The organism is Paenibacillus sp. B1-35, assembly GCF_050474385.1.
GTDB lineage: Bacteria > Bacillota > Bacilli > Paenibacillales > Paenibacillaceae > Paenibacillus_B > Paenibacillus_B alvei.
Map to the genome: position 1 here is coordinate 240,597 of NZ_JBCHVJ010000004.1, position 22,278 is coordinate 262,874.

The 22,278-nt window shown below is 47.2% G+C and carries 18 protein-coding genes; 2 read left to right on the plus strand and 16 right to left on the minus strand.

Features of this window, described 5'->3' with window-relative positions; translation table 11 throughout:
- Positions 1 to 8 precede the first annotated feature (8 nt).
- The 6 genes from ACQ5BJ_RS15340 to ACQ5BJ_RS15365 form a co-directional block, all read right to left on the minus strand.
- Positions 9 to 3,032 (minus strand): DEAD/DEAH box helicase, encoded by a 3,024-nt coding sequence (locus ACQ5BJ_RS15340; RefSeq protein WP_005543410.1) that lies wholly within the window; start codon positions 3,030 to 3,032, stop codon positions 9 to 11.
- The gene (locus tag ACQ5BJ_RS15345) at positions 3,029 to 4,657 is read right to left on the minus strand and encodes an SWIM zinc finger family protein (protein ID WP_268620909.1); all 1,629 of its coding nucleotides are present in this window, start codon (positions 4,655 to 4,657) and stop codon (positions 3,029 to 3,031) included. Before ACQ5BJ_RS15345 ends, ACQ5BJ_RS15340 begins: the two co-directional genes overlap by 4 nt.
- Before the next feature lie 240 nt (positions 4,658 to 4,897).
- Positions 4,898 to 5,953 carry a PTS sugar transporter subunit IIC gene (locus ACQ5BJ_RS15350; protein WP_268598872.1) on the minus strand — a complete coding sequence of 352 codons (1,056 nt, stop codon included), beginning with the start codon at positions 5,951 to 5,953 and terminating at the stop codon, positions 4,898 to 4,900.
- Positions 5,954 to 6,096: 143 nt separating this feature from the next.
- A complete protein-coding gene (locus ACQ5BJ_RS15355) occupies positions 6,097 to 7,416 on the minus strand; it encodes a Ger(x)C family spore germination protein (protein ID WP_430111326.1) in 1,320 nt (439 codons plus the stop codon).
- On the minus strand, positions 7,413 to 8,513 hold the full coding sequence (locus ACQ5BJ_RS15360) for a GerAB/ArcD/ProY family transporter (protein ID WP_005543417.1): 1,101 nt from the start codon (positions 8,511 to 8,513) through the stop codon (positions 7,413 to 7,415). Before ACQ5BJ_RS15360 ends, ACQ5BJ_RS15355 begins: the two co-directional genes overlap by 4 nt.
- 26 nt (positions 8,514 to 8,539) lie before the next feature.
- Positions 8,540 to 10,177: a spore germination protein gene (locus tag ACQ5BJ_RS15365; RefSeq protein WP_289356937.1), complete on the minus strand. Its 1,638-nt coding sequence runs from the start codon at positions 10,175 to 10,177 to the stop codon at positions 8,540 to 8,542.
- 425 nt (positions 10,178 to 10,602) lie between these two features.
- Between ACQ5BJ_RS15365 and ACQ5BJ_RS15370 the strand changes: the two genes are divergently transcribed.
- Positions 10,603 to 11,475: an AraC family transcriptional regulator gene (locus ACQ5BJ_RS15370; protein ID WP_430111331.1), complete on the plus strand. Its 873-nt coding sequence runs from the start codon at positions 10,603 to 10,605 to the stop codon at positions 11,473 to 11,475.
- Positions 11,476 to 11,531: 56 nt separating this feature from the next.
- Here the strand turns inward: ACQ5BJ_RS15370 and ACQ5BJ_RS15375 are convergent, their stop codons facing one another.
- Both ACQ5BJ_RS15375 and ACQ5BJ_RS15380 read right to left on the minus strand, forming a co-directional pair.
- Positions 11,532 to 12,722, minus strand: a complete 1,191-nt coding sequence (locus ACQ5BJ_RS15375) for a stalk domain-containing protein (protein ID WP_430111334.1) — start codon at positions 12,720 to 12,722, stop codon at positions 11,532 to 11,534.
- A gap of 180 nt (positions 12,723 to 12,902) precedes the next feature.
- On the minus strand, positions 12,903 to 13,706 hold the full coding sequence (locus tag ACQ5BJ_RS15380) for a DUF2935 domain-containing protein (RefSeq protein WP_005543421.1): 804 nt from the start codon (positions 13,704 to 13,706) through the stop codon (positions 12,903 to 12,905).
- 176 nt (positions 13,707 to 13,882) lie between these two features.
- Here ACQ5BJ_RS15380 and ACQ5BJ_RS15385 point away from each other — a divergent pair, with 176 nt between their 5' ends.
- The gene (locus ACQ5BJ_RS15385) at positions 13,883 to 14,245 is read left to right on the plus strand and encodes a hypothetical protein (protein WP_005543422.1); all 363 of its coding nucleotides are present in this window, start codon (positions 13,883 to 13,885) and stop codon (positions 14,243 to 14,245) included.
- A gap of 169 nt (positions 14,246 to 14,414) precedes the next feature.
- On the opposite strand, the gene treC is transcribed toward ACQ5BJ_RS15385, so the two are convergent.
- From treC to ureE, 8 genes are all read right to left on the minus strand, one after another.
- Positions 14,415 to 16,115, minus strand: coding sequence for an alpha,alpha-phosphotrehalase (gene treC / locus ACQ5BJ_RS15390; protein WP_430111337.1), 1,701 nt, complete (start codon positions 16,113 to 16,115; stop codon positions 14,415 to 14,417).
- A 75-nt stretch (positions 16,116 to 16,190) separates the two neighbouring features.
- Entirely contained in the window at positions 16,191 to 17,603 is a 1,413-nt protein-coding gene (gene treP / locus ACQ5BJ_RS15395) for a PTS system trehalose-specific EIIBC component (protein ID WP_268598873.1), read from the minus strand.
- Positions 17,604 to 17,860: 257 nt separating this feature from the next.
- Positions 17,861 to 18,577, minus strand: coding sequence for a trehalose operon repressor (treR, locus tag ACQ5BJ_RS15400; protein ID WP_005543424.1), 717 nt, complete (start codon positions 18,575 to 18,577; stop codon positions 17,861 to 17,863).
- A gap of 231 nt (positions 18,578 to 18,808) precedes the next feature.
- Entirely contained in the window at positions 18,809 to 19,291 is a 483-nt protein-coding gene (locus tag ACQ5BJ_RS15405; protein WP_197267444.1) for a hypothetical protein, read from the minus strand.
- A gap of 381 nt (positions 19,292 to 19,672) precedes the next feature.
- Positions 19,673 to 20,497: an urease accessory protein UreD gene (locus ACQ5BJ_RS15410; RefSeq protein WP_289356934.1), complete on the minus strand. Its 825-nt coding sequence runs from the start codon at positions 20,495 to 20,497 to the stop codon at positions 19,673 to 19,675.
- Entirely contained in the window at positions 20,498 to 21,109 is a 612-nt protein-coding gene (gene ureG, locus ACQ5BJ_RS15415) for an urease accessory protein UreG (RefSeq protein ID WP_289356933.1), read from the minus strand.
- Between the two features lie 34 nt (positions 21,110 to 21,143).
- Positions 21,144 to 21,830 carry an urease accessory protein UreF gene (locus ACQ5BJ_RS15420; protein WP_262866462.1) on the minus strand — a complete coding sequence of 229 codons (687 nt, stop codon included), beginning with the start codon at positions 21,828 to 21,830 and terminating at the stop codon, positions 21,144 to 21,146.
- Complete coding sequence (gene ureE / locus ACQ5BJ_RS15425) at positions 21,823 to 22,278, minus strand: urease accessory protein UreE (protein ID WP_005543433.1); 456 nt, start codon at positions 22,276 to 22,278, stop codon at positions 21,823 to 21,825. The genes ACQ5BJ_RS15420 and ureE overlap by 8 nt, the downstream gene beginning before the upstream one ends.

The window sequence follows — 22,278 nt, forward strand, 5'->3', positions numbered from 1 at the left end:
GACTCCGCCTACTCCATTACATGTCTCCGCAATGCAAACAGCTCCCGCAATTCGGTTGGAGACAGCTCTGTAATCCACTTCTCTCCGCCGCCAATTACTTGTTCATTCAAGGTTTGCTTCTGCTCAATCATATCATCAATCCGCTCTTCAAGGGTTCCAAGGGCAATCAGCTTGTATACTTGCACATTGCGTGTCTGTCCGATTCGATACGCCCGGTCAGACGCCTGATTCTCCACCGCTGGGTTCCACCAGCGATCGTAATGGAACACATGGTTAGCAGCTGTCAGATTCAACCCCGTGCCGCCAGCCTTAAGCGATAAGATGAAAATGCGAGGCCGTTCTTCCTCCGGCAGCGATTCATCCTGAAATCGCTGAACCATGCGATCACGTTCAGCCTTCGGTACACTACCATGCAGAAATGGAACTGATTCCTTCGTGTTTCGCTCAAGTACTTCTTGCAGCAACTTTCCCGTCTCGGCATATTGTGTAAATATGAGACTTCGTTCCCCTGTCGAACGCAGTTCCTCCAGCATTTCCAACAAGCGCGTCAGCTTGCCCGAACGAGTGGAATCCCGTCCCGTTGCCCGATCTCGCAGCACAAGGGACGGATGATTGCATACCTGCTTCAGCTTCGTTATTGCAGCCAACACTCTGCCCCTTCGTTCCATTGGATCAAGCTGATCCAGATCCTCGAACAACGCGTGCAGCGTCTGCTCATACACCGAAGCCTGCTCAGCTGTTAACGGCACATAGACCTTCGATTCATTTTTATCCGGCAAATCAAGCTGAATCTCCGGATCCCGCTTTAGCCTGCGCAACAGAAACGGCTGCACAAGCCGCTGGACGAGCTTCGTCCACTCCGCATCTCGACTGCGCTCAATCGGATTGACGTAGGTTTTCCGGAACTGGGCCAGTGTACCCAAGTACCCTGGGTTGACGAAGTCAAAGATGGACCACAGCTCAGTCAAATGGTTTTCCATTGGCGTACCCGTCAGCGCTATTCGGTGCCTAGCACGCAGCTTCCGAATTGCTGCCGACTGCTTCGCATAGGGATTCTTAATATTCTGTGCCTCATCCAAACATACCGAATTCCACATAACCGGCCATAGCAGCTCGCGATCCATTAATGCCAGCGTATAGGTTGTAATTACTACATCGGCACTTTGAATCTCCTTTGCAAACCTTTCATCCCGAAGCCGATCAGCCCCATAATGCAAATATACCTGAAGATCTGGAGCGAATCGCTCCAATTCCTTCTGCCAGTTGCCGATTAGCGAGGTCGGGCAGATTAACAGGGAAGGCCCGGAATCCGGTTCAACTTCCCTCACTCTTAACACGTAAGCAATCCATTGTATGGTTTTTCCTAGTCCCATATCATCTGCTAGACAAGCGCCAAGCCCGAAACGGCGAAGGAACATCAACCAAGAGTACCCGTCAGCCTGATATTTCCGCAGTGTTCCGAGCAATCCTGCCGGCATAGCGCTTGGCGGAATCGATTCATGATGCTGGAGCATGGCAAGCCAGTGCTGCAACTGCTCATTCAGCTCTAATTCAAGCCGAAGACGATTGTCCCGCTCCATGTCCTCCTCCAGCAAGCCTTCCTCCAGCCGCTGACGCTCCATAGCCATATGATGTTCGAGCACCTCGCCGAATGTCATTCCGCCGCCATCCACCTGATTCATTAGGCGACGGATTTCCTTTACGTCGTCAGGATTCAATTGAATCCATTGGCCATTCAGCCGGACAAGCCTCCGATCCTCTTCAATCAGTTGGCGGAATTCTGCTTCACTTACGTCTACATCCCCGATTGCAAGTCTCCAATCAAACTGAATCATCTGATTAATACCCATCGTCGAAGCAGAGAAGGATCCTGCAGAGGATGGAACACGCGCTTTAAGCCGTGTTCTCATTTGACGTACTCGCTGCCACCAAGCGGGGACGATCACTCGAAATCCTGCCTCTGCAAGCAACAAGCTTCCCTCAGCTAAGAAGCGCCATGCTTCTTCTTCCCCAAGCCTCTCCTTCAATCGGCACCAAGTAGCATTAGCCGTTTTTTCTACCGTATCTATCTGGCCAATTCCGCTAGTTTCTTGAATTTTGATAAGTGGTTCATTATCGGAATCCTTCAATTGGCTGTTCGATGTCTCTTCAAGCCACGGGACGATCCGCAGCACCTTACGAATATCCCGAGACAGTCGTTCTTGCAGAAACGGCTTCCATGCCTCCGGGAAGTCTCCTGCTGCTGCCTTCACTTGACAGGACGTGTCACTCTCATCCATGCCTTTGCTCCATACGCATGCCACTTGAACATCGGGATCTCCTTTTTCCTGCAGCAATATGCGCAATGCCCACGGCATACGTTCCTGCTCCGGCTCATCAATACGAAGCACAACACGAAAAGGAGTCTCGTCAATCGACCATCCTATCATTTCCAGCCAATCCTGCTCGCTTGTCCACTGTGACCGCTGTGAAGGTATCCGCATCTCTTCCAGCTCCGGACGCACTCGCAACACTTCCGAGCGCAACAAATTCCGATCCTGATTGTCAGTCAACAATTCGGCCATCAGGTCATCGAACCAATCGACTAACTCCGGATGCTCTATTTGTTCAGCTTGATAAAGCAATTTGTCTATCGTCTTCTGCTCAGACTCGCTCAGCAGCAGCTCCCAGCCAAATGATCCCGCCTTCCATTTCTCGAAGGACGGCTCGAATCGGCCTTCGCGCAGCACCTCCATATACAGCTTCGCCATAGTACAAGCAATACGGAAGCTATCTCCCTGCTTCAGCTCCGTCCAGCGCACGCCTGGCGCCATCGCGACCGCCTCCAGCATTTCAGCCGCAGTAACCACAATTCCTTCGATCCGTCCCTCATTCTCTATGGGAAGCATCGTGCCATAGAAGGAAGGAGCATGCCAACCGAACAGCAAATGCTTCAGAGCACGTACGTCTCGCCGTATTCCACTATGGAACAACAGGAATGTCCCGTCACCTCGCTTCATGCATTCTACAATCCAAGGCGATTGTTCGATCATGTCAGCAGTGCCCCTCCCCTCAACTCTTCTTGAAATGCTCTTAGACGGGAATACCGTTCATGTAAGCAATCCATGTATCGTTCCCACGTATGAAGTGAACCACTGCGCTCATACATAGAGCGCAGCTCATGCAGCAAAGTGACGGCAATCCGATAATGATCTCGATTGCGCTCTTCAATATGCCGCTCAATGGCTTGATGGTATAACGGCAGCAGCAAACTTGGCGCAGCATCTGCAACTCGTCTCCATTCCGCCACATCCGCTTCCGCTGGCGATATGCGGCGTACCATTTGAATATCCGCCCAATCCCGGTACCTGCCCTGTTCTAATAGGAATGTGGACAAATACGGATATATGCCGGGCAGCAATACAAGCAGCAAATCATCAAGCTCTTGATGCATATCGGCATGGGCATCGTATGACCGCTTCCACAATCCCCAATATCGCTCTAAAAGTTCACGATGACGCGCTTGACTGACCATTGGGGCCAACGCCTTCAACCACATCAGCAGCTTCTCATGATCGCCACTGTCCATCCGCTCATCGGCATACTGCAAAAATCGCTCCGGATCATTATAGAAAGTAAGTGCATGCAGATGGCCAATTGCCCGTTCATCATAGCCTAACAAGGACTCGATATGGATGAGCGCAACCCGTATGGCGTCACGAAGGCGAGGCCGAAGTTCGGACAAAGGCTTCAATCGTTCCTGCAGACGCGTTCGCGCAAGGCGCAATTCATCTGGATGGTTCAATATTTCCGACCACACGAGCGCAAAGACTGCAAGCCTATCCACAGGCGACTCCTCTTCAGATAGGGCAATCTGCTCCGCTACTATGCCCAAATATCGGACATGCTCCCTATAATTTGTTGGAAGCTCTGAACGTTCAAATTTCATACACAGTTCCTTTAACTCCTCCATGCAAGGATGTACGGCATCATCCGCCGAAATATCCCGGGAATGGTATCCGCGTGCAGCCTGCGCATAGCGCTCTGCCATCTGCTGAATCAAGAACAACTGTACATGCATCCGCAGCAGCGTTTGTATCGATTTAGGCATCGCCTCGCTATCGCGATACAGCTGCTCTTGTACCCATTTCGTAATTTCCGTTACGGATGATTGAAAATCGGTGAAGGGCTTTGCATATTTTCTATGAAAAAAGAGATGCCACTCCTTTGCAGAAGCATCCTGTGAGAGTGTCATCTGGCTGGCGCGGATACGGCGTTCCCGCTCTGCCTTCTGTGCTTCGCGCTTGCGTGCAGCAGTGCGTTGTCTCTCGAGCTCGATGTAGGCATGACGGAAATCAGATAAATACAGCTCCGGCTTTTTACCCGCCGCTTCGCATAATTGGAAAAACACGGCCGCCTTATGCTTGCACCCACTTCCAGCCTGACACGTACACGTACTCTCCTCGACCCGCTTCATATGAAACCTTACATGATAGTGCTCTGTCTCATGTACATCAGCCTGAATGATCCGAGTCCGTCCCTCAGCCTTGCGCACACGGGACACTGCATGCTTGCGATAATATCGCCAGCCTTGCTCCAGCGTCGCGTACGTAAAGTGCTCCTTCATTTGACCGGCGAGCCGGTTGATGTCGTCCACAGTGACGTCCGGTTGCAGCAACGTGATTACCCTCCATTACTACGGCTATACTTCTCCAGACCTGTCCGATCGCAAGCAGCCGCAAAATTCTGTATCCTTTCAGTTTACACAAAAAAACCGGAATATAGAAGAAAAAGAGCGTCTCCAATATGGAAACACTCTTTACATCCTCTTGTGCGGGTTCATTCCTCGCCTAATTCAGTTCATTAAAACGTCTTGTAGAAAGGAACCCTCAAAGTTATGAAGAATGCTCCTTCCTGCTCATACCGTAGACTCCAACGTCCCTTCGGGTTCTTGGCTGTTCGATCCGCGAACCTCCGCTACCGTTCGAATCGGATAGCGGCGGAATACAATCGAGCCGAGAAGCCCCGCACCAGCGCCTGCTAATGCACATAGCACAGCTGCAATCGTAACGATTACAGGATCATTGAAGCCGTACATCACCATAAGACCTGCTATCGGCGTTGCCGTACCTGTCGCATTGTTGATGAGACCAAAGAGTGCCACAATCACGCCTGCAGCCGCCCCTCCGATAAAATTCGTCACATAGACCGGAATCGGATTGGCCGATATTAGATCCGCCTGGGTCAGCGGCTCTATGGCGACTGCAAGCGTTGTTCTGCGGTCACCAAACTTCATACGATGGAAAAAGACGAAGTTCATGAATGAAGAGCCCATAACTGACAAGGCTCCAATCGCCATAGGCAAACCGGTTAAGCCGAGCATGGCCGTCAGCGCCATCGAACTGAGCGGTGCTGTCGCCACTACAGTGATCACGCCGCCCAATATAATGCCCATAATAATCGGATTATTGGTAGCCGTAGCCGAGATGATGCTGCCAATATTGAGCAATGTTGCGTCAACAACTGGGCTTATAAGCTTGGCCAAGCAGCGTACCAAGGGCGCAGCTACTACAATACATGCAATTAGATCAAGTCCTGCCGGCACCTTTTTCTCGAACATCTTTACGAGAAACGAGACGATGTAGCCAGCTATAAAGCCCGGCAGAAGCCCTTGCCCCCCGCAAGCGACACCGAGCATTAGCGCATACACTGGCGATACTCCCATAGCCAGGGATACGAGCGATGCTGCGGCAACACCGCCGAGCCCCCCTGCCGTTATTCCTACTTCCCCTAAGAAATCCAGCTTCAGCATGTCTCCCCCGACATAACGGTGGAACGCTTCAACCAAAAAGCTGGCCACGGCAGCATTCGCCAAGGCTCCCATCGCCTTCATCCCGTTAGGCGCCTTGAAGCTAAATAAACTAAATAAAGATAGTACAAGCAGCAGCAATGCTGTTCCTTGAATGATTTGCATCTTCTCTCCCCCAATGCATGTACTGCAAGCAAATCATGTAGGTTTCGAAATCCGTAAGACTATATGTGCACTCATTGTAACAATTGAAGAGTAAGGTTGCACTGTATATAATACCCATCCCAGACTATGATTACATTATATACTTAACTTTGTGCCTCCGATTGTCGTTCCCGCATATTGGATGTGCCGTACTCTCGAATCGTCACTTTGACATCATATCGGATCACTGCTGTACTGAAAGTTTCATCCCAATTTTCCTTTTCTTGCTCCCACAGTCGAGGATAGGCGATGCGCAGCTTATCTCCGAATCTTAATACATCGGCACGATACTCCTTTTGCAGCTTATTAAACAGCTTCGTTACGAGTTCTTTAATTCGTTTCTCCGTATCTGCTTCCAAACGCTTTAAGAACTTGTTATCAAAGTCATTTCCTCCACTCATTTGTTCCCCAAGACGGCCATCCGACTCCACCCGCACATCGTATGATATTCGTCCATTTTCGACATGAGGAGTAATATGGCTCTTCACGTTTGTGATTTCGTATGCAGATATTTGGCCTGTGGCGTTATCCTTGCTTTTCACTATCCCCCCCTTGGCACCGCCCAGCACCCAGTTCACAGCCTCCATATCCTCTTCATTAAGGTAACCTAACTGCTTGCCTGTTTTGCCAGATATGACGGAAGCTCCCGACAATTTCAGCTCTTCATTAGCCGTGACTACATTTTGCAACAGAAAGCTGGTCATCGAATTCAGCTTATCTTGCAAATTGGTGAGGGACATCGGCTTCAGCAAACGGTTAGTCCGATAGTGATTATCTGATATTCCTAACAAACGGAGTGCAGGAATCTCCCCAGAGGTGTTGGTGTCCAATATTTCTTGTCCCGTTCCTTTACTGACATACACTAAGCAGCTTGGGCGAAACTCTTGTTCCCGCATGAAAAAGTCCAGCACTTCGCGAAAATTCATTTGTTTCGCCAACTCAGAGCCAATTACCAATGCTTTATAATGCTGCCCGAAAATCGGCTTCGATTCCTTGAGTGATATTTCTCTTGACATCTGATAGATCGAGTCTCCTGACAACGAAACATTTCGATACTTTTTCTTGTTTCCTGACGCTTCTTGACCTGATGACTGCTCCGGCTTCGCCATTTGATAAGTTAACACAAGTCTTCGTTCACGAGGGTAATCCGCATCTTTTTTTTCAAATTCCTGTTCCTGCTTCACGGCATGACCGAGATCAATCGCCGCTGCTACTGTGAAGTTCAAGTCCTCAATTTCCCGTCTGCTCCAACAGCCGCTCAAAAGCAGAAGACTGCAGGAGATAGCCATAATTCTCCTTGCTGTGCGCAGCCAACTTCCATTCTGGTGGATTTGATCGGTTAGTCGTTTATCTGCACCATTCACAGCCGGAACAGCAATGCACTGGCAATTCGCTTGTGCCTTATTTCCATTGTTCCTGCTCATTGCGCGCCAATTCTCCTTCTCCACTTCACAATGATGAGTAAAATAGCTGGCAAAATCCCAAACATGATCATGGCGACATCACTAATCCGATCTCCCATAGAGAACAGATCATTAATATTTCTTGGCGACATTGAGGCAAGATAAATGACCGGAATAAGCGCGTACAGCATCGGACGAATATCCTTGTTCACCATTCGCGCAATGCCAAGTGCAGCCGCATAATGGGTAATCGCATACGTTGTAAAGATTTGAATTACCCAAATAACCAGCAGCAAGGATTCATAGCGTTCAAATAGAATCCCTGGGTATTCGAAGCTGCGGAACAATGTTATCGTCGGCCAGGTTTGGCTGACTACACCGCTAATCGATAAGGCTCCAACTACCATTACTACTGTCACAACGTAGAAGAGCATCGGAATGAGTATCCCAATTACAACCGCACGGACAGCCTTTTTCGGTGTAGACATGTACGCCTGCAGAACAAGCAGTATTTCAAAGCCGGAGAAGGAAAGCCCAGTTGTCTTTACCCCGTTCAATACAGGGCCAATCCCTTGTCCAAGTACTGGCCTTAAATTGTTAACATCAAATATTTTAAAACTCAATAGCGCCAAGAACAGAATGGTCAATATCGTCAGCGGAAACACAATTTCGAAAAAGCGGGCAATCGCGGAAACCCCACCGACTATGATGTACATCCCCACCCACAGAAAAGACATGATCACAACCCAGCGCGGGGTTCCTTCAAGCAAGTACAGGTTCATCACTTCCGACATAGCCCGCACCATATTGCCAGATGTAGCTATGAAATAGATAATAATCGACGCATTCAGCACGATCCCTAGCCATTTTCCAACAATAAGCTGACTGTATTCATAAAAAGTTTTGCCTGGGTATTGCTGGCTAAGCTTCGCTACAATAATGCCGGCCACCATAGCTATAAGACCGCCGAGAATGACGGTCAACCAGATATCGGGCGTTTTAACCTTCTCCGCCGCTGCCCGGGGAAGCGTTAAAATGCCAACTCCTAAAATATAATTAGCCACAAATACAGCCGCCTGCTGTGTCGTTATTTTCTCATTCGACCCAATTTGACTCAAGATACTCCACAGCTCCTTCTATCAGCTTAATCTTCCCGGGTTGGATTACGTGTCCCCAGCATCTTAGGACGCTTCTTCATCAACCTTAGCGGTGCGCGCAAAATGAAATCCTTCCAATCTGACAACCGATAAGGTACAGCAGGACTCATATATGGTACACCGAAGCTCTTCAATTTAACTAGGTGACTGCATAGTAATAAGAAAAACAACACGACACCATACAAGCCGAGTATGGATGCGGCAAATATCGCTAAAAAACGCAAAATACGCAAGGAAATGCCTGCACTGTATTGGGGAATGGCAAAAGAGGATATCGCGGTTACAGCAACTACGATGACCATGAATGGGCTGACAATGCCCGCCCTGACTGCCGCATCCCCGATGACAAGACCGCCCACAATACCGACCGTTTGGCCAATCGGCTTCGGCAGGCGCAGCCCCGCTTCACGCAAAATCTCTAGAGACACTTCCATAATGAGCACCTCAATAATCGAGGGGAACGGAACACCTACTCGGGTACCCGCAATTGACAATGCCAGCTTCGTAGGAATCAGCCCTTGATGAAACGAGATTAAGGAAATATACAAGGAGGGGCCGAAAGTCGATACAAAAGCAGCAAAATACCGTAGACAGCGAACTAGTGTCCCTGCAATCCAGCGCTCATAATAGTCCTCTGGCGATTGGAGCAGCATCGTGAACGTCGCAGGGGCAATAGATGCAAAGGGGCTGCCTTCAAGAAATATCGCAACCCTGCCCTCTAACAAGGCACACAGCGTTCGATCCAGCCGTTCCGTACTTTGCAGTTGCGGAAAGGGAGACAAATAATTGTCTTCAATAAGCTGTTCAATATAGCTGGAATCAGGTAGATCATCAATATCGATTTTGCTAATGCGATCCAAAACCTCGGTCACAAGCTGCTTTTCCGCTATATCCTCGATGTAAGCAAGAACCATCTCTCGCTGTACCCTTTTCCCTACGCGGCGATGAATGAAAGTCAGTTTTTTATTTCCACCCTGCTGCCTAAGCAGCGTCATATTGTCAACGAGACATTCATTAAATCCTAGCCTCGGCCCCCTTACGAGTACCTCGGATGGCGGCTCATCCACGCCGCGAACTTTCACTTTCCGCGTATTGAACATGATTGCGCCGAGATGCCCTTCAATGAACAGAGCTGTATCCCCTTTTAATATGTCGTACGTGCAATCATTCACAATACGATTTTCCTTCATCGAGCCTACAGGGAGAGTATGCTCAACCAAGTACTCCTTCGTATACTTATAATCCGGGGATGCAACCGCTCCTCCTTGAGAAGGAGGCTGTAATTTCCCCATTAAGGATTCCAGCAAATGGGTATCAATGAAGTCTCGGTCGCTTATGCCTCCTACGAACACAAGCGCAGCACGTTGCGTTGTATAGCCAAGCTGGAACATACGTACATTGAGATCTTCCAGCTGTCCGAGATCTGCCTTGAGCATATCAAGATCCTCATCAAAATTGCCGATGAAGCCTTCATAAGCCGATTCAGGCTTCTGTTGACTCTGATCGGATTCCGCCTTCATCGTGACGGCCATAATCTTCGATAATATATACGGCACAATGCCTGCAATCGCCGCTTGTGCGAACGCTTGCCAACTTGGTATATAAGGCGTAATCGCCTGCCACATTTTTCATCACCTATCCGTAATATGCCCCGCCCATTTTTGACTATGCATTTCATGGAAGACGATGATGACGATTGGGGCAAAGCAGATATTTCGACCTTTTGCGGCTTTATTAAACCTATTAACGTAAAGAAGCGCAAACCATGTTGTTTGCAGCATCAAATGTTAAGGAAATCTAATTTAAAGTAGACAGCTATATTTTAGAATTAAATATTTATATAATAAAATTCGGCATTCAAGGGTTGTATTCGGCCTGTACTTGCTGCTATGGAGCAAGCCATCTTCAATGAACATTCGCAGAAAGACATCTGCGTCAGTCAGTGTAGAAGATGTAATTGCTTCACTACCATTCCGACCGTTTCCATACGCGAAATGTCGGATGTCAATCATTCAACCTCGATACAATGAAAGGGAAAGGAGGTCATGACATGGATATGCTGAAGGATATGAATCAAGCTTTGGCCTATATTGAAGAGCATTTGGATCAGGACATCGATTACGCCAAGGTGGCTCAGCTTGCAGGAACCTCGGAGTATCACTTCCGAAGACTCTTTTCCTACCTAGCCGGTATTTCTTTGAACACGTATGTCCGCAACCGAAGACTGTCCCAAGCCTGTCAGGAATTGCACATAAATAACATGAAAGTGATAGATATCGCAATCAAGTACGGTTACCATTCAGTAGACGGATTCACGAGAGCGTTCAAAGATTGGCTTGGGATCGCTCCTTCGGAAGTAAAAAGCGTTCAAGATCTGAAAGTATTCCCGCGCATGACTTTCCAACTCACCATTCGAGGAGGAATCGACATGAATTACCGGATCGAACAGAAAGACGCCTTCAAGCTTGTCGGTATTAAGCGTCGTGTGGCCATCGTATTCGAGGGCGAAAATTCTGCAATTGTGGAACTGGCGCAATCGATAACCGAGGACCAGCGAAGAAGGCTGCAAAGCTATCGAAACACCGATGTCACCACTGTGGTCAATGCTTCTTATCATTTCAGCGAGGATCGATATGAGGAAAAGGGGGAGCTGGATCATCTCATCGGATCGATTACGACGCTTGATGCTGATTTTGAAGGCTTTGAGGTTGTGGAGGTGCCTGCCTGTACATGGGTGATTTTTAACTCGGTAGGCCCCTACCCCCATACATTGCAAGAAACATGGGCAAGAATCGCTTCCGAATGGCTGCCTTCATCCTCCTATGAATTGATCGAGGTTCCCGAAATTTGTTTTAGTGGGAATTTGTCCGACCCCGAGCGGGTGTACAGTGAAATATGGATCGGCGTAAAAGAAAAAGCATAATAAGCAGAAACCCCTTGAATCGGTTTTATAAACGGATTCAAGGGGTTTTTCTATTGTCATTTATACACTTCAACAACGATTTCCGCCCAAGCACCACGATCAAATGCCGGAACATTGTCGGCGCTATAGAGTGTAATCAAATAGTATCCTTTATTTTGAAGCTTCACCGATCCTTTAAAGGCTTGTTCTTGGATAGGCATTTTTCCTTCCTTGATATCCTTATAAGGATCAGATTTTATAGCTTGCTTGTCATCATATTGCTGCACGGTAAAATTAAGCGCTCCAAGCTTCTCATTTCCAGCAAGAACCCGACCGGCAATATCGATTGAGCCTCCTTGCGGGATACGGAGATAACCGGACGCAGACTGATCGAACGCGATGTATTTTTTCCCCTCATCAGACAGACGGACAGGGGTGGTGCCTTCCTTCGAAACTTTCCGCATTACCGAAATAAGCTGTTCTCCACCCGAAACGGCTGTAATTTTCAGCGCATTTGGTCCGGGACGAAGAGGTAGGGTAAACTCGATTCGGTTATACTTTTGACCATCAAGCAAAATGTCCTTTTTCAAGACCTTAGCATGATCATTGCCCCCTAACCAGCCTCCTCCACTCAAGGCGGTCGCGATCGATGGCGTGTTCATATCCTTTTGATAAAGCATCGTAAAGGTTGTGCTGTCCTTATCTGTTTCCCACTTCGGCTTTAGAAGTTCGATGATTTTATTGCTCCACTTCAGCGATACCTTCTGGTTCGCTGTAGCCGGGGTAATGCCCAGGTAGGTCAAAGCTTGAATCGGTATGTACGTGACACCCTTGGCAACGAATGGCTGTGCAATGGTTACGTCCGGCAGCGCAGAGCCATTCTCCATATAAACCTTATCAGAGCCTATCCGAAAGAATAGCTGCTCAAGTGGTGGCTTAAGCTCACTATTCATGACGACCTGGACTTGCTGTGAAGACGCGTCGAACTTCAATACTTTAACGGCTTCTGTCGCACGCAATGTGCGAAGAGGTACAAAGACACGCCCGTTTTTCATGATCGGCTTATCAAGAGACAAGGACTTCCCGTCAAGTACGGCCTGTCCGTTATTCAAATCAACAATAAGCTCATGGGAAACACGATACATCTTGGCCGCATCCAGAGTTCCTTGTTCTGTGTCGGCTGGAGGAGCAGACTCCTTGGCTAATACATTCGATCCAACACCAAAAGCTAACGTAACAGCCATCAGTAAGGCTATGCATTTTTTCATATAATCATCTCCTCATTGTCTTGTCTCTTAGTTAGACGTGTCGATAATCTAAATGGTTTCGTAATTGAGAGTCTTTTTTACGACGCTCTCAAAGATAATTGAAGAAAGTCATCACTGCGTTAACCTTAATGAAATTTGAAACTTGCCACCAATAAGTAAAAGCCGCTTTGCAGCGGCATATTAAACCTTCTCTTCTATTCGCGGATGATCTGGATTGCATTCCGGATCGGGTACTAAGCCTATTTGAGCTAGCTTCATTAAATAATAACACTCTTCCCTCATCATATGATCTGGTATGAGCGGGGAAATGCGATCAAGCACCTCGGCCGACAGTTCTAAATCCTCCAGTTCCTTCAAGAAAGCCCTAAACAAATTCATCTCCATATCAATGTCAGTGTGAAATCTGCGAAAGGCGGGGAAATCCCGAAGTTGTGTCCGCATGTATCCCGCCATTTCGATGCTCTTCAAATAAAACTGTTGAAAATGATCCTCAAAATCTTTACTTTTCTGAATCAACCGCTTTTCTACAAAATCCAAATCACTGGAAATGGATGCAGCATGACCCGCTGCGTCAGGCAGCCAAAGGAAATCGTGGTGCAGCGCATCAAATTGGGGAACCGGCTTCCCTTCCAATAAGTTGGTTAAAATACGCAAGTATTCCTCAAGTTCATTCACCATGTGATTGATGAAGGTTGGAGTGAACGCAATTGTAACCCGACCAAGGATTAGGCGTTCAAGTATGCTCAGCTTAAATTGCCGCAGGTTGATTGTTAGCGTGTAGGCTTGTTGATTCAGTGTTCCGATCTCTGTATCCGATTGCAGTCCTCGAGCTTGTTGAAGAAGCTGATCGAATGCTTGAATAAATTGTTGTGCAGTCTGTATATCTGACGTTTCTTTCGGTGAAAGCGCATTGAAGATGAATCTCGCATGATCGCCTAAAATTTGCAGCCAGAAACGATGCTCAAACAGCGCTGATTGATTCAACGGTATGACCTCCTTTGTCGTTCTTACAAAGGTTTATGAAGGAGGCTTAAAATTAATAACTTAGAGATATCCCCGCATTTGAATTCATTGTGCCATTGTGCATAAATAACATAATGGCTAGACAACATAAGGAGGATGGAACATTCTAAACTATGGATGAAAAGGAGCAAGTCCCCATGACAAATACAAATACGACGATGCAAATCGAACAGCTTGCGCAACAATTGATTCAGCAAACAAATGCGGCAACGCAAAAATACCAACAGCTACTGCAACAAGAGCAACAAAACGCTGCGCGCTTACAGGAGCTTTCTAAAATTGAACAGCATGCGGCTCATGTGATTCAAACTGCGCTTCAAGGCCATCAAACAGCTGTACAACAATTGCAGCAAATTATCAACCTTGCTCATCAGACACATACGGCACCAACCAGTTATGCAACAGGGTATGTGACTCATACGTATCCACAGGTAGGCGCTATGCAACAGTCCGTCTCCAATGTAAATACTACTCCTCAATCGGGATATAGAGGCTATTAATTAACTAGACGTTAACAACTTAATTTAACCAGGAAAGCAGACAGCCGACTGACAAGATTATGTCTTAACTAGAAGACGTCAGATGAAGCTGTCTTCTTTTTTTCCACTTTCGAACTCAAAAAAAACAATGCTCGGCAGAAATATACGCCAAGCATTGCAGTTATTTTATCTAATCATGGGTTTCGATAAGAAAGGCTACAGATTCATAAGGGCGGAGCGTAAGCTGTTGGAACATGCTCGGTGTATCCTTATAATTGCTGATAAGGATGTGTGCTTCGCCGCTTGTAGTCGCTTCTCTTGGAAGCGCAAACTCCGCCTCTTCGCTGTAGAAGTTGCTGATAACGAGCAATCGCTCTGATCTGTATGTGCGCATGTAAGCAAATATGCGCGGATCGTCCTCCAGCAGCAGACGGTAGTCGCCATGTACAATAATGTCGTGCTGCTTGCGCAGTGCAATCAATTCGCGATAATGATGGAAGACGGAATCCGAATCGCGCAGCGCTGCTTCGGCATTAATGTCTCGATAATTCGGAGCCGAGCCGATCCAAGGGATGCCCGTCGTGAAGCCCCCATGCTCCGAAGCATCCCACTGCATTGGCGTGCGCGAATTGTCGCGCGACTTCTGTTGCAGTGCGGCCATTATGTCCGCTTCAGGAACGCCCTGCTTCTGTAGCAGGCAATGTGCATTGATTGATTCGATGTCCCGATACTCGCTAATACGTGAAAAATGAGGATTCGTCATGCCCAACTCTTCCCCTTGGTACACGTACGGTGTGCCCTGCATCAAGTGCAGCGTCGTGGCGAGCATTTTTGCCGATTGTACGCGATAGGCGCCATCATCACCAAAGCGAGATACTACCCGCGGCTGATCGTGGTTGCACCAGAACAAGGCGTTCCAGCCGCCGCCTTTATTCATGCCGACCTGCCATTCGCTCATGATCCGCTTAAGCTGAAGGAAGTCGAATTCAGCCTTGACCCATTTCTCCCCATTCGGATAATCGACCTTCAGATGGTGGAAATTGAACACCATACTCAGCTCATGCTCATCTGGGCGCGTATACTTAATGCAGTTATCCATCGTCGTCGACGACATTTCGCCAACCGTCAGCATATGCGGATATTGCGAGAATACGCGAGCATTTATTTCCTTCAGGAACTCATGAATGCGCGGACCGTCAGTGTAATATTTACGTCCATCGGCCGTTGCTGTTGCCAGCGTATCATTCGGAAAGCCCTGATCCTTGGATATCACATTAATGACGTCCAATCGGAATCCGTCGACGCCCTTGTTCAGCCAATAGTGCATCATGTCGTACACTTTATCCCGCAGCTCCGGATTCTCCCAATTCAAATCAGCCTGGGAAACGTCATATAAGTGCAAATAATACTGCTCCGTTGTCTCGTCATACGCCCAGGCGCTGCCGCCAAATTTGGATTGCCAGTTGTTCGGTTCCCCCCCGTTCACGCCGTCCTTCCAAATATAGTAGTTGCGGATCGGACTGTCCGTGCTGCTTGCAGCCTCCTTGAACCAGGCATGCTCCGTCGAGGTGTGGTTAACGACGATGTCCATAATGATGCGGATATCTTTATTGTGCGCTTCGTGCAGCAGTTTCTCGAACGTATCCATCGTGCCATATTCCGGCTGGATGCTATAGTAATCGCTAATATCATACCCATTGTCCTTCTGAGGAGACTCGTAAATCGGCGTTAACCAAATGACATCAATTCCGAGCTCCTTCAAGTAGTCCAGCTTGTCGATAATGCCCTGCAAATCCCCGATTCCGTCACCATTCGTGTCGTTGAAGCTCTTCGGATAAATCTGATAGATGACGGATTTTTTCCACCACTCCTGCTCCAATTGTTGTATCATTGTCTTGCACCACCATGTAATTCTTATTTTTTGTACGATATAGAATCGCTCTGTGTATTGTTATTAATGCCCCAATTATGCCTGACGCTTCGTCTTCCCGATAATAAGCGTAATGACGAACGGCACAATTAACGCCACTGCCATGCCGAGGAAGAATGGAACCCACTGCTGTGGGAAGATCGACAGGAAGCCCGGCAATCCACCGACGCCGATGGACACTGCCTTTACCTTAAATGCTGTGATGACGACTGCTCCCAAAGCGGAACCGATCATCGCTGAAATGAATGGATACCGCAGCCGCAGATTCACCCCGAACATCGCCGGCTCGGTAATGCCTAAGTAAGCAGATATTGCTGAGGTCACGGACATTCCTTTCAGCTTCTCATCCTTGGAGACGAACACCATCGCAAGCGCCGCCGAGCCCTGCGCAATGTTGGACAAGGCGAGAATCGGCCACAGGAACGTGCTGCCCGTGCTTGCAATGAGCTGCAGGTCGACAGCCAGAAATGTATGATGCATACCTGTTACGACAAGCAGCGCATACAAGCCGCCGTAAATAAGTCCACCCAACACAGCCGCGTGCTCAAAAATTCCAACGAAGGCCGATGTGATGGCATTGCCGATTGTGAAGGTCAACGGCCCGATCACGATGAAGGACAAAAACCCTGTAAGAAGCAGCGTAGTCGGAGCGACCAACAACAGCTTGAAGCCATCCGGAACGCGCTTGTTTAGAAAGCCCTCGATCTTTGCCAAGCAGAAAGCGGATACAAGTACTGGAAGCACTTGCCCTTGATAACCAATTTTTTCGAATTCAAAACCGAACAAGTTCCAGTGCGGAACCGTACCCTTCGCGATTGCATCTCCATATGCCCAAGCATTCAGCAAATCTGGGTGAATAAGCATCAAGCCAAGCACAATCCCAAGCAGCTCACTGCCGCCGAACTTCTTAACAGCCGACCAGCCGATCAGCCCCGGCAGGAAGACGAAGGCGGTATTGGCGATCAGGTTGATCATCTCCGCGAAGCCCTTCCACTGGGCATATACGTCAATGAAGGCTTGATCCGCGAAGAAAATGCCCTTGCCGGTCAATATATTGTTGATCCCCATCAATAGACCTGCTGTAATAATGGCCGGCAAAATCGGAATGAAGATATCTGCAAGCGCCTTCACAGCACGCTGCAGTGGATTTAGTTTTTTAGCGGCCACATTTTTAATGTCCTGTGTGGAAGCCCGTTCCCCGCCGCTAATTTGAAGCAACTTCTCGTATACCTTCTGTACGAGTCCTGGGCCGATAATGACTTGGAACTGCCCGTTCGTCGCAAATGATCCTTTGACAAGCTCATTCTTCTCCAATGCTTGCTGATCAACAATACTCTCGTCGTTCAATGCAAAGCGGAGTCGCGTTACGCAATGCGTAACCGCAGAAATATTATCTTTCCCACCAATGGCCTCTAAAATCTGCTCAACCGAACGTTGATCAACTGCCATATCGATGTACCTCCCTAATGGAATCGCTTCCATGTTGTTTGTTGAGACCATTATAACTTGTATAGACAGGTTTGTAAACACTTGTATAGACAAGTTGGCTTGTAATTAGTGGTAAAAAAACAGCGGTCGATCTAGGACTTCTTTTTCTCATCCAAGACTGCCGCTGTTTCTTATAGTTAGGTTACGTCTAATTTAAAATTCTTAAAATCTATCCGTTTTATCATTTGTATCGGAGTTCGATCTCGCTTAGAACCTTGTTAGCGTCTCCGCGCAAAGTCAGTAAATACGAATCGTTCAGGATGATGACGTGATTCGGTATACTCAAACAACGAACCGTCGTGCATATAAACATAGTTTTTTACCACGACGACGAAGCCATATGATTTCATAATCAAGTGTTCCCGATCCTTTGCCGTTGCAGGCTCCACCTGAATCACGCGCTGGGCAAATCCTATTTTGTGCCCTAATTGCTGCTCGATATAGTCGTATATGGAGCGCTCGGCGATTTCCTTCGTAAGGCCCTCCACCTTTTCCTTCAAAAAATAATTGATATCCAAAATAATGCGCTCTCCGCCGAGCTCACGCACCCGATGCAGACAATATGCCGTTTCGCCCAATGGCAGCTTAGTCCGCTCATGCAGCTTGTTCGTAATCGTTATTTCCTCAAAATAAGGTACGGTCGTCAAGAATTTCTGCCCGCTGCTTTCGCTTGCTTCCTTGAAGCTGACCAAACCGCCGAACGAGAACGTGATGGCATTATTGTCAAGCACATATACGCCCTTGCCAGGCTGGCGATTGACAAGCCCTTCCTCGACAAGCAGATCGAGCGCATTACGAATTGTTCCCCGGCTCGTGTCATAGATGACGCAAAATTCATGCTCCGAAGGTAGCTTTGTTCCCGATGCATATTCACCCGAAGCAATCTTGCCCTTAATATCTTCATAAATGGTCATGTACAGCTTACTTGTGTTCATAATTAATAGCTAACCCCCAATAATGCTTCCGTGCCTATCCTCCATTGCTTGCCTATATCATATCACGATTGCCGCAGCAGTTGAAAAGAAGGACGCCACCTCCGCACAGGTACCGCTAAACCAACAAAAAAGACACTGCCCGTGCAGCGTCTTTGCAATAAGCCAAATCTATCTCAGATATCACGTTTCCTTTATGGCACGGATATTTTCAAGCTGCATAAGTAATACAGCCTAATAGCTTGACAGCCCTTCTAATCCTACCTTTAACTCAGATAGACTAAATTGTTTAGGCAAATGATCTAATATATTTTGAAGTTTCTTTTTAATGATATTAATCATATTCTTATCAACTGTATTAGAACCGTGCATTTTATTAAACTCCAATATTATATCCGCATTCGAGTTAAGTACTGGCTCTATATTAATATCATGCTTCTCTAAATCACGCTTAATTAATGATAATTGAATTTGCGTATCATATAATCGATTCAGAATATACTTAAGATTGGGATCCTTCCATTCTGTTCTCTCATGTTCATTCCAATTTGCTACCTTATCTACGTTATTCTCATATATAACTTGAATACCATCCCGAGCTCTTTCATATGCTAGGGTTACTTCCCTGTCTATTTTTATATTCTGAAAATAGAGTCCACCTAAAACTACGTTTAAAATCAGAGAAGCTGTGAACAGGAGTTTTTTTAAGATTTTCATGTATCCTCCACAGAAAAAGGAACTGCCCGTATTCATCTAGTTAACTAGAAATGTTAACTTCCTTTCTTTTTAAGCAAACCCACTTTTCTATTTACAATTTTTTATAGCAAATGAAATTATACACTTAATTTTCTAGAATTAAACAGGTTAATTTTGGATGGGCAGGAGATTGCCCCATGAAGATTGCTTCATTTATTTACAATGACATATAGAAAAAGAACAGATTTCTTACGGCCTATCCTTTAAGATATCTATACAATCAACGCACTATCTGATAGAGTCAGTTGTTTTTTGTAGAAAAAAACCTGATAAACCAAGGTTCTTGGCTTATCAGGTAATTGATTGTCTCATATATATGCCATCTTAAAATGGGGATTTAATTTAGTATTTTCTGAGGAAGCTTGGGGTCGTATTGAAAATTGACTGATTTATAAACCGGTGGCAACACGCAAAAATTGCCTCTATCGTTTGAGTCGAGTTTGCTAGTACACGCGCCATCAGCCCGGACACCGGAAGCAAGGATAAGCCGATTCGGCAATCCTCATATTTCCCATCGATCTCAAGGTAAAGCCGATCCAAGAAATCCTGATCGACCTGTTCCGAGATCATCATCATCGACCCGAGATGCGAATACCCTTCCATAAATCCAAGGGAAGTCATACGGTGCGCCGCAGGATTCAATTTGATATGGTCATGAACCGCTAATACGCCATCCAAATAAATTTCGTTCATGAATTGCAGCAGGTCATAACTGAATTGCCGCCCATCGGGGGACCATCCGGAGGTGACGATTTCGGAATATAGCAGATTAGCTCCCTTTTCCATCCAAATGACCGTTTTTTGCTTATACCGCGCATGTTCATACCCGATGATCGGATCGGTAATATATTCGAGATAGCTGCCCTTCTTCAACCTGATTTCAACTTCTTGATAGGCGGGTTTCTTCGGCGTTTTATAGATTTTGGTCGCCGCTTGCGTCGTCAAAGTGAGCCGGGCACCTTCCTCCAATGAAACCTGCATCAGATAACGATCCCCGTCCAGATAACCTCCGCCCGGATTCAATATATAGTAACACGCCTGCCCCGAATCATCGTGATAAATTGGCCGCATCACTTTAAACGCGCCGTGGAAATACACGTCTCTGGCGACGGTTTTACCGCTTCTCTCCTCAGCATTTAGCCGAAGAACCCCCGTCCACTCCTCCATTTATTCTAGATCCTTCAAGAACGCATTTCTTTTGATCCAGTGGATGACTTGATCCAATCCTTTGTTATCCTTCAAATTGGTGAACACAAACGGTTTATTCCCACGGAAAACCTTCGTATCCGATTCCATCACTTCCAGGCTTGCCCCGACATAAGGCGCCAGATCGGTTTTGTTGATAATGAACAGATCCGATTTAATCATGCCTTGTCCGCCCTTGCGCGGAATTTTCTCCCCTTGCGCTACGTCGATGATATAAATCGAAAAGTCAACCAGTTCAGGACTGAAAGTGGCCGCGAGATTATCTCCGCCGCTTTCCACAAAAATAAGCTCGACATCCGGATGGCGCCCAATCAGCTCGTCGATGGCCGCAAAATTCATCGAAGCGTCTTCGCGGATGGCTGTGTGCGGGCATCCCCCGGTTTCGACGCCGATAATCCGATCCGCGGGCAGAACGCCGTTTTCCATTAAAAATTTGGCGTCTTCTTTTGTATAAATATCATTTGTAATGACAGCCATGCTGATTTCCCCTTCGAGATGACGGGTTAATTTTTCAACGAGCAGTGTTTTGCCTGCTCCGACCGGCCCACCGATTCCGATTTTAATAGGCCCCATAATTCACACGCTTCCTTCTGTTATGAAATTTTCACTAAGACATGAAAATCCGAATATTGACGCGCTCATGTTTCATTTGCGATAATTCCAGACCGGGTGATACGACGCCAAAATCCTCCTCATCCAATCGGACGATTTGTTCTACCGCTTGAATCAATCCATCCTGACATTGCTGCAGTACCTTCTGTCCTGCCGTTTGACCTAACGGAATTGCGCGCACCGCGTTTTGGACCAAGCTGGCGACGACTGAATATAGATAATATAAAAGGGTGGCCGTTCCGGAAACGCCGAGATGGTGCCCGACCATCGTAAACACGATGGCCGGATGTCCAAAACTCAGCTTAACACGGATGCGCTCCCTATAGATGGAGAAGACAGACGACTCATACAAAGATTGCACGAGGTTTAACATCCGGTCTCCCATCTTTTGCGTACCTTCCCTTGTCTCGCGGGGCAGATTTTGCACAAACAGCATCCGATCCAGTTTCCATATGGTGTCCATATCCCCAGACTGCAGCGCGTTAAAGACAAGGCGGGACGCAAGCCCGTCCGAGTAAACAAGCTGTTCATGAATATAGGTATCGAGCCATTCGGCAAATGTGTCCTGATCCCTAACCCGATCTTCCTGAATATACGTTTCTAGTCCGTAAGAATGGCTGAAAGCTCCGGTAGGAAAGTTGGAATCGCAAAGCTGAAATAGAGCCAGAGCTTGCTTATCCATGACTGTGGCCAATATGACGAAACGCCTGCTTCACTTTCCGGTTTTCCCTTACATAGGGAATATGCAACTGTACCAGTAATTCTTCTACAAGATAGTCGTATTGAACAAGCATTTCGTCTCCTTCGAATTGAGCAGGCAAATGCCGGTTGCCTAATTGATGCGCGATATAGCCCATTTCTTGCAGGCTGCGCGGACGAATTGCAAGTAAATCATCGGAGTGGACATCCACAATAATCATGTTCTTGTCGTCCATGTATAACACGTCGCCGGCCACCAAATCGCGCTGCTCTGAAAGACGAATCCCGATTTCATTCCCATGGTCGGTTGTTGCGCGCTGAATCCGTTTGACGAGATCGCTGCTTTCCAAATATACTTTCTCAATATGTCGGTTCCCGATTTCTTCCTTGTCCATTTGTTCGATATTTGCAATTACCTTTTCGATAATCAT